The organism is Paenibacillus protaetiae, assembly GCF_004135365.1.
Lineage (GTDB): Bacteria > Bacillota > Bacilli > Paenibacillales > Paenibacillaceae > Paenibacillus_AP > Paenibacillus_AP protaetiae.
Genome location: NZ_CP035492.1, coordinates 4,087,210 through 4,099,309 on the forward strand (window position 1 = coordinate 4,087,210; position 12,100 = coordinate 4,099,309).

General features: G+C 52.9%; 8 protein-coding genes. 5 read left to right on the plus strand and 3 right to left on the minus strand.

What is annotated here, in order from left to right; translation table 11 throughout:
• Positions 1-52: 52 nt before the first annotated feature.
• Positions 53-1,174, minus strand: a complete 1,122-nt coding sequence (locus tag ET464_RS18915) for an MGDG synthase family glycosyltransferase (RefSeq protein WP_208543868.1) — start codon at positions 1,172-1,174, stop codon at positions 53-55.
• Positions 1,175-1,393: 219 nt separating this feature from the next.
• Between ET464_RS18915 and kapB the strand changes: the two genes are divergently transcribed.
• From kapB to ET464_RS18930, 3 genes are all read left to right on the plus strand, one after another.
• A complete protein-coding gene (gene kapB, locus ET464_RS18920; RefSeq protein WP_129443617.1) occupies positions 1,394-1,807 on the plus strand; it encodes a sporulation phosphorelay system protein KapB in 414 nt (137 codons plus the stop codon).
• An 84-nt stretch (positions 1,808-1,891) separates the two neighbouring features.
• Positions 1,892-2,482 (plus strand): TetR/AcrR family transcriptional regulator, encoded by a 591-nt coding sequence (locus ET464_RS18925; protein ID WP_129443619.1) that lies wholly within the window; start codon positions 1,892-1,894, stop codon positions 2,480-2,482.
• Positions 2,483-2,601: 119 nt separating this feature from the next.
• The gene (locus ET464_RS18930) at positions 2,602-4,719 is read left to right on the plus strand and encodes a YhgE/Pip domain-containing protein (protein ID WP_129443621.1); all 2,118 of its coding nucleotides are present in this window, start codon (positions 2,602-2,604) and stop codon (positions 4,717-4,719) included.
• Positions 4,720-4,847: 128 nt separating this feature from the next.
• Here the strand turns inward: ET464_RS18930 and ET464_RS18935 are convergent, their stop codons facing one another.
• Positions 4,848-6,206, minus strand: a complete 1,359-nt coding sequence (locus ET464_RS18935) for an SGNH/GDSL hydrolase family protein (RefSeq protein WP_165280056.1) — start codon at positions 6,204-6,206, stop codon at positions 4,848-4,850.
• Between the two features lie 484 nt (positions 6,207-6,690).
• On the opposite strand from ET464_RS18935, the gene gltB reads away from it, so the two are divergent.
• Together gltB and ET464_RS19925 are read left to right on the plus strand one after the other, a co-directional pair.
• Positions 6,691-11,292, plus strand: a complete 4,602-nt coding sequence (gltB, locus tag ET464_RS18945) for a glutamate synthase large subunit (protein WP_129443627.1) — start codon at positions 6,691-6,693, stop codon at positions 11,290-11,292.
• Between the two features lie 243 nt (positions 11,293-11,535).
• A complete protein-coding gene (locus ET464_RS19925) occupies positions 11,536-11,697 on the plus strand; it encodes a hypothetical protein (RefSeq protein ID WP_165280057.1) in 162 nt (53 codons plus the stop codon).
• Positions 11,698-11,708: 11 nt separating this feature from the next.
• Here ET464_RS19925 and ET464_RS18950 read toward each other — a convergent pair whose 3' ends face one another.
• Complete coding sequence (locus ET464_RS18950; protein ID WP_129443629.1) at positions 11,709-12,080, minus strand: helix-turn-helix domain-containing protein; 372 nt, start codon at positions 12,078-12,080, stop codon at positions 11,709-11,711.
• Positions 12,081-12,100: the final 20 nt, after the last annotated feature.

The following is a 12,100-nucleotide window of genomic DNA, read 5'->3' on the forward strand; positions in this document are numbered from 1 at the left end:
CCTGGAGGTTTATTAATTATGCTTTGATTATGCGCAGCCCAATAAAAAACCGTCACTGCATAAATTGCAGGACGGCTTTCGTGCAGCCCAGCGGATCGTAATACTGGTTGCGTTTGGCAAGCATCCGGCGGCGGAATTGCTCGGCTTCTTCCGGATTCATAATTCTTGCAAACCATTTGGAAGCGGTTGCTTTGGAATCGAGCACTTCGCCAAATCCGTGGCGGACAAAAAACTGGCAGTTTTCTTCCTCCTGGCCAGGAATCGGATGGTAAAACAGCATCGGAATGCCTTTGGTCATCCCTTCCGTACAGGTCATGCCGCCCGGCTTCGTAATGAGAATATCTGCGATATCCATCAGCTTGCTGATCTCCCGCGTAAACCCGATAATCCGAACGTTCTCATGCTGGTAAGCGGGATTGGCGAGCATGCTTTCCCGGGCTTTCTCATTGGAACCGACACAATAAATAAACTGGATGCCGTCACGCCATTTGGACATGTACTCCAGCATCTCATCATCTTCGTCCATCAGCCCCCAGCCGCCGCCCATAACGAGCACGGTGGGCATATCCTTTAAGCCAAAATGCTTCAAAGCCTCCTGCTTGTTGCCCGTACTCCAAAACTCCGGATGAACGGGAATGCCGGTCACTTCGATGCGGGAAGCGGGAACGCCGCGCTCCTGAAGCTTCTTCTGGACTATAGGGGTGGACACCAAATATTTGTCCACTTCCTGATTGATCCACGCGCCATGCGCATCATAATCGGTAATCACGGTATACAGCGGCGTATTTTCCATGCCAAGCCGCTTCAGTCTGCCGACCACCGCATTTGGTACGGGATGGGTGCAGATAATAAGGTCAGGCCTTAATTGATCAATGACCTGGGAAGTATGGGTATAGAACATTCGGTGAAGCGCAAGCTGCGTAAACCGATTGAGCGATTTTTCATAGTTGCTGCGGTACATGAGCCCAACCATTTTAGGCTGTTTGCTGACCGTTTTGCGATAGGCGGATACGATTAACGGACCTATCCTTGGGTTAAGAAAATTACCAAGCTCAAATACGCGGGTCGTTACGCCGGGATGAAGTTGGCGAAGACTGGCTGCAAGGGCATAAGCTGCTTGGGTATGTCCAGATCCGAAACCTTCGGAGAGCAGCAGTACTCTTTTTTTACGCATAAAAATCACCTACTTTTTCTTATCGCATCCATAAAGAAAATCCCGGTACTTCGATTTTGCAGATGTGCGGGTGCTTTCAATCATATCTCATTCCATCTTACTTCTCCGGTGAAGTGAATACAAGCTTTTATAAACAACGAACCTCTCCGGTGTTGGTTAATGAACGCAAAAAGATGATAGAATACAAATGATATGACGGTTTATAAAGGAGAGGACGGCATGGTTAGCGGGAATTATGCGGAAGGAAATATCGTAACTGCAGCGGTTCGCACCGGTACATACATCGGAGAAATCACGGAGTTTTACGGGCCGCGGGCAGTCGTGAAGGTGCTTGCTGTGCTGAAGCATCCGGAGCAGGGGGACCTGCATCATCCGTACAGCCCCGACGTAGCGATTTTCCATGAGCGGCGGGCGCTGGCTTACACGGAAAAAACGACGGTGCTGCAGCGTGATTTGGCTCCCTATGACGGGCCGGTGCCGGATTATAAAACGTCGCTGGCGAAGGCGCTCGACGAGCAGCTCGCTGCGCTGCAGGAGCAGGCCGCCGGCGGGGATGCGGAGCTGGCGCGCTGGGCGGAAAAAAGCTTGGAGCAGCTTCTGACGCTGCGTTCCGATTATAAACTGGACCGTTGAAATAAGGAGGGTCCGGTGTTATACTGGCGTTACGACTAAATGACCGGATTGGATTTTTGGTCATTTTATTATGGGGGAGGGCATATGCAGGAAAGCGGTGCGATTGATCGCAAGGCGCAAATTATTGAAGCGGCCAGCCGGTCCTTCGAGATGTTTGGCTATAAGGCGACTACAATGGAACAGGTAGCCAAAATCGCAGGTGTGGGCAAAGGAACGATCTACACTTTTTTTGCGACAAAAGAAGAACTGTTCGGTGCGATCATTGATACGCTGAAGCGTGAGCTGCGGCAAGTGGCGGAAAGCTCCATTGATCATGACCGGCCGTTTTTCGATAATTTGGCGAATGTGCTGGACGGTGTGCTGCAATACCGCGACCAGCATGCCTTATTCGTGAAGCTGTCGCAGGAAGTGCGGGAGATCGGGACGCCAATGGCGAAGGAAGGGCTCCGGACGCTGGAGCTTGGAATTGTGGATTACATTGAAAAGGAAGTTAAAGCAGCTGCGGACAAATCGGAAATTGCAGCGGGCAACACGCTTATGACGGCCTACGCCATGTTGAAGCTGTTTTTGGCTTTGTCTACAGACTGGAACGAACGTTATGAGCCGCTGACGCGAGAGCAAATCACCGATTATTTCTCGCAGCTGTTTCGAAGAGGGCTGGACGCCGCAAGGTAGCGGCAAAAGTGCCCGGCCAAGCCGTTGTTGCTGACGGCTGGCCATTTATTTTGGACTGGAATGACCAAATGAGTAATTTGGTCATATAGTACGGAGGATAGAGAGAAGGAGGACTTTGGATGGGAAGATCATTTGCAAATGAAATGATGAACATTATTAAAAACAAAAAGCTGCTGATTTCATTTATCGGCATCTTGCTCATACCGATTATGTACAGCGGCATGCTGATCGGCGCTTTTTGGGATCCGTACGGACAATTAAGCAAGCTGCCTGTTGCGGTTGTTAATGAAGATACGGGCGCAAGCCTTGAAGGCAAAACGATTGCGGCCGGCAATGATTTTGTAAACGAACTGAAGCAAAATGATGAGTTCAAATGGGATTTTGTAAGCAAGGAAGCGGCGGAGAGCGGGCTGCGCGACGGCCGTTATTATTTGGCGGTGGAAATCCCCGCCGATTTCTCGAAGCGAGCGGCAACTTTGCTGGACAGCAATCCGCAGCCGGCTTCGCTTGTTTATGTCAAAAATGAAGGAGCTAACTACTTGGCCGGCAAAATCGGAGATTCCGCCATTGAAAAGCTGAAATCCGAAGTTTCTGCAAAAATGACCAAAACGTATGCCGAATCGGTGTTTGAATCCATCAGCCAAGTGTCGGACGGCTTCCAGGAGGCAAGCGACGGCGCGTCGCAGCTTCATGACGGAGCGGAAAAAACAAAAGAAGGCGCCAATTTGCTGCAAAGCAATATTGCAAAGCTGGCAGACGGGTCTCTGCAACTGGAGGATGGCGTCTCCAAGCTGCAAACGGGCGCATCGCAGCTTGCTTCCGGCGCAAGCCGCTTGTCCGACGGCGCAGGAGCGCTTGCGGACGGCTTGAAGCAGCTGGATGGCGCAGCCGCCCAGCTGCACAGCGGCGCGGCCGACGCCGCGAAAGCCGGCGGGCAGCTTGCCGCCGGCCTCAGCTCGGCCCAGCAAGGCGAAGCCGAGCTGGCAAGCCAAGCGGCAGCGCTCGCTGACGCGCTGGCCGCTGCAGCAGCGGCTGCCGGGCCGGACGGCGGGGCAGCCGGCAGCACGAGCACGCCGGCGGCGGACGGCGGGCAGCCTGCCGCCGGAGGCAGCGCAGCTGCGGAGCAAGCCGCGCAGCTGCAGCAGCTGGCGGCTTCCGCCCGCGCACTTGCGGCGGGCGCCAGCCAGCTTGCAGACGGCGGCGGCAAGCTGGCCGCCGGAGGCGACGCGCTGCAGCAAGGCCAGGCTAAGCTGCAGCAAGGGCTGGAACAGCTGTCTGCGCAGCTGTCGAAAGCAGCGGGCAGCAGCGCGCAGCTGGCGCAAGGAGCCGCCGAGCTGGCCAGCGGCGCTTCGCAAGTGAACAGCGGCGCGTCTGCGGCGAAGCATGGCGCGGCTGATTTGGCCGACGGGTCCGTCAAGCTGGCGGACGGGTCGGGACAGCTGGCTACCGGCGCCGGCGCGCTGGCGGACGGCTCGTCGGAGCTGTCCGAGAAGCTGGGCGATGCCGCGCATGATTCCAGCAAAGTGAACGGAACCGACAAGCTGTACGATATGTTTGCATCTCCAGTGGATGTTACGGAACAGAAGCTGACTGAGGTGCCGAACTACGGTACCGGATTTTCTCCTTATTTTATGGCTCTTGGCTTATTTGTCGGCGCGCTGCTTTCCACCGTTGTGCTGCCGCTCCGCAATCCGGCGGCGGCGCCGCGGTCCGGCCTCAGCTGGTATACCGGCAAAACCGGCATGGTTGTGGTCGTGGCCGTGCTTCAGGCGCTTATTGCCGATATGATCATGCTGTACGGCTTGAAGCTTCATGTGCAAAACACCGGCTTGTTTATTGCGTTTAGCGTTGTATCCAGCTTTACGTTTATGATGATTATTCAGTTCCTTGTTACAGTGATGGATAATCCCGGCCGGTTTCTCGGTGTTATTTTGCTTATTTTGCAGCTGACAGGCAGCGCAGGGACGTATCCGAAGGAGCTGCTGCCGGAATGGCTGCAGAAGGTCGGGGAGTTTTTGCCGATGACCTATGCGATCCGCGGCTACCGCGAAATTATTTCCGGCGGCGATTTAAGCCGCGCGCGTGTCCAGATGTGGACGGTGCTGCTGTTTGCCATTCCGTTTATGGCGATGCTGCTCATCTATTTTGTGCTTGTATTCCGCAAAAAATATGCGGACAGCAGCCATGGTGGCAATGGCGGCGGACCGGCGCTTCCGGCCGCCGGTGCGGAAGCCTAACGGCTTATAACCAATAGAATAGTCCCCTTGTTACAACAAAAAGCTGGCCTCAGTGATGTGAGGCCAGCTTTTGTTGTTGTGCTTCTGGGTATGAAATTAGAAAGGTTGGTATGATAACAGGTGACGGATTATGAATTGATGAAAGCCGCCTGCAGCGTGCTGCGGTATACCGTTTGCAGCCCGAGGCCTTCGGATAAAGCGGCCAGCGGCAAATAAGTTTTGCTTTCTTTTCCAATGGTGCGCAAGTATGGCGCCGGAGCGTTAAGGGTTGTTGCTTTGCCGTTTACGAGCACCGTTGAGGAACCGATCTTGAACTCGACTTCGTTACCGTTTAATTGGACGGTAGCGGTCTGATTGGCATTATTCCAGTCCAGCTTGGCTCCGAGGGCGTCCGTAATGTCGCGCATCGCAACAAAGGTGCGGTTTTCCTTTAAGTCCGGCGGATATGGCGTAATCAGCTGTTTCCCGTTGACGACCACGGCAATCGGGGCTTGCGCGGATTGCGGCGACAACGTCCGGTAATCGCCCCATATTGCGTTGGCAAATGCTTTGCCCATTGCATCATAACCCGCCTGGGTCGGATGAATGTCTTTAGCGGCAATGGAGGTGTACTGCAGCTCATGCCCTTCAAAAGCTGCAGCGACCGGCACAACCGAAACGTTGTATCCGTTCTGCTGCAGGCCGGCTGTAACGGAATCGAGGGCTTCTCTCAGCTCTTTGGCTGCTCCAAGCAGAAACTGGCGTGCATCTTCCGGGAATAAAGCAACCGTCGTATTGCCGATTTGAACCGGTGCCGGAACCGGCAAATATTGATCGGCAATTTCGATTTTGGCATCCGGGTTCAGTTTTGTTATGCTGGCCAGCGCGCGCGCAAGCTGCGTTTTGTAATCTTCCAGCCCGGCCGCCAGCGTTGCGGCTGCCTGCTCGTCATGGCCGCCGCCGTTTTGCAGCGATTCCATAATCGGCAGAAAGTCATTGCCTCCGATAGTCAAGACGACGAGCTGGGCGGTTTTTAAAGCTTCCCCGAGCTGGGCTGTGCTTGCAGCGATTTGCTGCGCCCGCGGGTCGGACAGCTTGGGCTGAATATCATCCGCTGTAACGGCTGTCCCGTCAGCAGCAGCTTCCAGCTGGTTCGCAAGGCCTTCCGTTTTCAGGCCAAGCAGCGCGTAATTGGCGTAGCCGGCTCTTAGGCCATGGAATAAAGCCTGCTCATAGACACGCTCTACATATCCGTACGGAACGGACTGTGCCGTAAAGCCATGTTCGTAACCGGCTGTCACCGAGTCTCCGACAGCAACAATAGAATAAACATTTGCCGTTTTCGTTTCTGTAGCGCTTACACTTTGTAAATCCGTAAGTTCATTTGCTTTTGCAATATTAATGTTCGGAAATAAGACCAAAGAAGCGAGGATGGAAACGACTGTAAACCAGGCGGGAAGCTTACTGAATTTTTTGTACAATTTGTTCACTTTTTTGTACAATTTCATCACAACCTTTGGCATAATTTTTGTCTAAATTTAAAGCTTGAATTGCTGAAACATTAGGATGTATAAGCTTTTTCACCTCGCTTTAAAGGGTTAAAGGTACACAGCTGAAAAGCGCAAAAGAAGATGTTTATCGGGACCATAAAAAATATTAAATTGCGTCCGTTTTCTTCTTTTGTTAAAATGTTAAAATAATCACTTGTCTGAGAATGAAACACGGGAAGATAGGAAATGTTCGGAATTGGTCGCTTTTTTCCAATTTGAGGTGCGGGTGATCCAATTTTGTTCGTTACAGGTAGCGTTAATCGGCTTGCTTGGGAAGCACTTTCTAGTAAGATGTAAAGTTTTCCATACTGCAAGTTTATGATAAAACATGCTGAAAATGAAGCCTTTGCTTCATATTTATAAGTGGCCTTATTGGTCCGCTTAGCTTTGTTTTTTAGTAAGTTTTTGCCTAAAAATCTTTTGAGAGAAAGGTTGCCATGCAATGAACGAGAACATTATGGGGTTGCCGCCCAAACAGGGCCTTTATCGTCCGCAGTTTGAGAAAGACGCTTGCGGTATGGGCTTTGTGGCAAACATTAAAGGGAAAAAGTCGCACAACATCATTCGCCAGGCGCTGACGCTGCTTGAAAACATGGAGCACCGCGGCGGCCAAGGCAGCGAACCGAATACGGGGGACGGCGCGGGCATTTTGCTGCAAATTCCGCATGCGTTTTTCTCCAGGGAGCTGGCTAAAGAAGGCGTCAGCCTGCCGGAAGAAGGAGCTTATGCCGTCGGCATGCTGTTCCTGCCGCTGGAAGCCGAGCTTCGCGAACCGATGGAGCAGCAGCTCGAAGCTATTATTAAGGAAGAAGGCCAATCGGTTATCGGCTGGCGCACCGTGCCGACCAATGACGAGCATCTGGGCGAGTCGGCGCTTGCCGTTAAGCCTTACGTGCGCCAAATTTTCATCGGCCGCAATGCGGCGCTGAGCGACGATCTTGCGTTTGAGCGCAAGCTGTACGTGATCCGCAAACGCGCGGAGCTTGCGATCCGTTATTCCGGGCAGCCGGGCGGAGACAAATTTTATTTCTCCAGCTTGTCGAGCCGCAAAATTGTTTATAAAGGCATGCTGACGACCGAGCAGGTCCGTTCCTTCTATATAGAATTGAACGACGAAGCGGTTGTGACGGCGATGGCGCTTGTCCATTCCCGGTTCAGCACGAACACCTTCCCAAGCTGGGAACGCGCTCATCCGTTCCATTATTTGATTCATAACGGCGAAATCAATACGCTTCGCGGCAATATCAACTGGATGCACGCGCGTCAAACGCTGTTTGCTTCCGAATTGTTTGGCGAAGATCTGGAAAAAATCAAGCCGATTATTAATCCGGACGGTTCGGATACGGCTATGTTTGACAATACGCTGGAGTTCCTGCACCTGGCGGGCCGCTCCCTGCCTCATGTTGCCATGATGATGGTGCCTGAGCCTTGGAACAACGACGACCGCATGAGCGAGGAACGCAAAGCATTTTACGAATACCACAGCACGCTTATGGAGCCGTGGGACGGCCCTGCGGCGATGGGCTTTACAGACGGCGTGCAAATTGGCGCAGTGCTTGACCGCAACGGCCTCCGTCCTGCACGTTACTATGTAACGAAAGACGATCACATTATTTTGGGTTCCGAAGCGGGTACGGTTGATATTCCGCCGGAAAACATTTTGTACAAAGACCGCCTTCGTCCGGGACGTATGCTTCTGGTCGATACGAAGGAAGGCCGCATCATTTCCGATGAGGAAGTGAAAGCGCAAATCGCCGCCGAGCATCCGTACCGCGAGTGGCTCGATGAGCATCTGGTTGATCTGGATGATCTGCCGGAAGCGGCGGAGCTGCCGGAACCAAGCCATGAAACGGTGCAAACGCGCCAGCAGGCATTTGGCTATACGTTTGAGGATGTGCGCAAAGTGCTTGAGCCGATGGCGCTTACCGCGCAGGACCCGATCGGTTCGATGGGCTACGACGCCCCGCTTGCCGTGTTGTCCGAACGTCCGCAGCGGCTGTACAATTACTTTAAACAGCAGTTCGCGCAAGTAACGAACCCGCCGATCGACGCGATCCGGGAAGAAATCGTTACGTCGACTTATACAACGGTTGGTCCGGAACGGAACCTGCTCCAGCCGGAGCCGGAAAGCTGCCGCCAAATCCGCCTGGAGACGCCGGTATTGTCCAATGAGCAGTTTGCGAAGCTGCGCCATATCCGCCGTCCGGGCTTCAAGTCGATCACGCTGCCGATTTTCTTCAACGCAGCTGATGGAGAAGCGGGGCTGAAAGCGGCGCTTGACCAAATGTGCGAAGCGGCTGACCGCGTCATTTCGAAAGGGCACAACATTATTATTTTGTCCGACCGCGGGGTCGACAAAGACAACGCGGCGATTCCGGCCCTGCTTGCCGTATCGAGCCTGCATCACCATCTGATCCGCCAAGGCACGCGGACGAAAGTCAGCCTGCTGCTGGAATCCGGCGAGCCGCGCGAGGTGCATCATTTTGCGCTGCTGCTTGGCTACGGCGTAAGTGCGGTTAACCCTTATCTGGCGTTTGAATCGCTGGATGATATGATTTCCCAAGGTCTGATCCGCGGCGTTACGCATGAAAAAGCGGTGAAAAACTTCATTAAAGCCGCTACGAAAGGCGTCGTGAAGATTTTGTCCAAAATGGGCATCTCGACGATTCAATCGTACCGCGGCGCGCAAATTTTCGAAGCGGTTGGCCTGAACAGCGAACTGATTGATCAATACTTTACGTGGACGCCGTCCCGCATCGGCGGTATCGGCCTTGCCGAAGTGGCGGAAGAAACGCTGCGCCATCACATCCGTGCGTTCTCCGAGCAGGAAGGCAAAGTGAAAGAACTGGATTCCGGCGGCGATTACCAATGGCGCAAAGAAGGCGAAGACCATCTGTTCAGCCCGCAAACGATTCATACGCTGCAAATGGCTGCGCGGAAAAATGACTACAATCTGTACAAAAAATTCGCTTCGCTTGTACTGGGCGAAGATAAAAAATATTTGACGCTCCGTTCGCTCTTCCAATTCAAGGAAGGACGCGAATCGGTTCCGCTCGATGAAGTGGAATCCGTCGAGTCGATCGTTAAACGGTTCAAGACCGGAGCTATGTCCTTTGGCTCGATCAGCAAGGAAGCGCACGAAAGCCTCGCAATTGCGATGAACCGCCTTGGCGGCAAATCCAATACGGGCGAAGGCGGCGAAGATCCGGCCCGCTTTATTCCGGACGCGAACGGCGACTCCCGCCGCAGCGCCATCAAGCAGGTAGCATCCGGCCGTTTTGGCGTAACAAGCAACTATCTCGTCAATGCCGACGAAATTCAAATCAAGCTGGCGCAAGGCGCGAAGCCGGGTGAAGGCGGACAGCTGCCAGGCCGTAAAGTGTATCCGTGGGTAGCGGAAGTACGCGGTTCAACGCCGGGCGTCGGACTGATCTCGCCGCCTCCGCATCATGATATTTATTCGATCGAGGATCTTGCCGAGCTGATTCATGATTTGAAAAATGCGAATCCGCAAGCCCGCATCAACGTGAAGCTTGTATCCGGCGTTGGCGTAGGCACGATTGCGGCCGGCGTAGCGAAAGCGCGTGCGGACGTCATTATGATCAGCGGCTACGACGGCGGTACCGGCGCTTCTCCGATGGGTTCGATCCGCCATGCCGGTCTCCCTTGGGAGCTTGGCCTTGCGGAAACGCATCAGACGCTGATGCTGAACAACTTGCGTGACCGCGTTATGATCGAAACCGACGGCAAAATGATGACCGGACGCGACGTTGCTATCGCGGCTTTGCTTGGCGCAGAAGAATATGGCTTCTCGACCGCTCCGCTGATCGTTTTGGGCTGTGTCATGATGCGCGTCTGCCAGCTGGATACTTGTCCGGTGGGCGTTGCAACGCAAAATCCGGAACTTCGCGCGAAATTTATGGGCGACCCGAGCCATGTGGTCAATTACTTGAAATTTATCGCCGAAGATCTTCGTGAAATTATGGCGGAACTTGGTTTCCGCACGATTAATGAAATGGTTGGCCGCGTCGACATTTTGGAAACCAAACATTTGGTCAGCCATTACAAAGCAAAAGGCCTGGATCTTTCCGGCTTGCTTTACGAACCGGCAACTTCCCGCAACCTAGCCCGCTACAAAGTGCAGGAGCAAAATCACGGCCTCGAATTGTCGCTCGATATGCAGGAGCTTGTACCGGCTGCCCAAGCTGCGCTTGAAACCGGTGAGAAGGTGCGCGGCACTTATCCGATCCGCAATACGAACCGTGTAGTCGGCACGATTCTGGGCAGCGAAGTAACCCGCCGTTACGGCGCAAAAGGGCTGCCTGAAGATACCATATCGTTCCACTTCGTAGGTTCGGCCGGCCAAAGCTTTGGCGCATTTGTGCCAAAAGGGATTACGCTGTCCCTGGAAGGCGACTCGAACGACTATGTCGGCAAAGGGCTTTCCGGCGGCAAAATTATTGTTGCGCCTTCTGCGAAAGCAACGTTTGCGGCGGAAGACAACATCATCATCGGCAACACGGCCTTTTACGGCGCGACAGCCGGCGAAGCTTATATCAGCGGTATCGCTGGGGAACGTTTTGCTGTCCGCAACAGCGGCGTCAGCGTTGTTGTTGAAGGGGTAGGCGACCATGGCTGCGAATATATGACCGGCGGACGGGTAGCCGTGCTGGGCGAAACGGGCCGCAACTTTGCTGCCGGTATGTCGGGCGGTATCGCATATGTATACGATGAAGCGGGCGACTTCCTGAACCGCTGCAACCTCGAGATGGTTCTGCTTGAGAGAGTAAGTGAAGAGCAGGACGTTGCAGAGCTTCGCGGCATGATTGAACGCCATGCGTCTTATACAGAAAGCGCCATTGCAACCCGCATCTTAAGCGACTGGGATACCTCGCTTACGAAATTCGTGAAGGTTATTCCGAAGGATTACAAAAAAATGCTTGAGCATATTCAGAAAGCCGAAGACAAAGGCTTAAGCGGTGAAGCAGCGCTGCTTGACGCTTTTGAAACCAGCATGAAGGAGCTTGCCCGTACAGGCTCATAATGACAAGCTTTCCGTATAAGAACAAGGACTCCGATAATATCGGAGTCCTTTTTTGTTGCTTGTTGTTTAGCATGAAAGGTGCAATTCGACAAAAGCGAAAAGAGTCAGGGGGAAACTGACAATTATTCGACAAAAAAACAACCGGATGTGTCTACACCGTTTGACATTCTCCAACCATGGAATTAGGTATAATAACATTGTTGTTTCGAATAAGGTTAGTCCAGATAGAAAGAGGTAGAGGATATGAGAGAAGAAATAATCGGGCAACAACATAAAGACCGCATCACAACGGATACGGTCGAGTTAAAAGTAGAGGACATACTGTCGCATCTGAATATATCGCTCGATCAATGGAGGCAATCGGAAACTAAAAACAGCGACCTGAAATCATACAAGCAAGCGTAACCAACCGCTAATCAGTTGCTCATCGATCTTTCCGCCCGCACAAAGGCGATAAAACGCCTTGTTTCTTCCGACGTCAACTTCTGGCCATCTATACTCAAGTTGTACTTCTCCAATATTTCTTCATCGGAAAGCTCCAAATCGTCCACAAATCCTTGCACTTCCTCGCTTAACGTAGCTTGTGGGTTATTGGTTCGTCCAACCAGATAATCAATCGTCACCTGATACAGATCAGCAAACTTTGCCATTGTTTCCGTATCCGGTTCTCTTCTGTTTTTTTCATAATGAGACAGAGAAGCACGAGAAATCCCAAGCTTGCCGGCAGTTTGTTCTTGCGTCCAGCCGCGATCCTCTCTAAGTTTTGCGATTCGATTTCCGATGTTCATAATTCTCCCCCTAAAGTTCC

Bases quoted from the DNA above. Each gene is read 5' to 3' on its own strand.
- kapB (WP_129443617.1), top strand. From the start codon at position 1,394: ATGGTTAGCGGGAATTATGCGGAAGGAAATATCGTAACTGCAGCGGTT.
- ET464_RS18950 (WP_129443629.1), bottom strand. From the start codon at position 12,080: ATGAACATCGGAAATCGAATCGCAAAACTTAGAGAGGATCGCGGCTGG.
- ET464_RS18925 (WP_129443619.1), top strand. From the start codon at position 1,892: ATGCAGGAAAGCGGTGCGATTGATCGCAAGGCGCAAATTATTGAAGCG.
- ET464_RS18935 (WP_165280056.1), bottom strand. From the start codon at position 6,206: ATGAAATTGTACAAAAAAGTGAACAAATTGTACAAAAAATTCAGTAAG.
- ET464_RS19925 (WP_165280057.1), top strand. From the start codon at position 11,536: ATGAGAGAAGAAATAATCGGGCAACAACATAAAGACCGCATCACAACG.
- ET464_RS18915 (WP_208543868.1), bottom strand. From the start codon at position 1,174: ATGCGTAAAAAAAGAGTACTGCTGCTCTCCGAAGGTTTCGGATCTGGA.
- gltB (WP_129443627.1), top strand. From the start codon at position 6,691: ATGAACGAGAACATTATGGGGTTGCCGCCCAAACAGGGCCTTTATCGT.
- ET464_RS18930 (WP_129443621.1), top strand. From the start codon at position 2,602: ATGGGAAGATCATTTGCAAATGAAATGATGAACATTATTAAAAACAAA.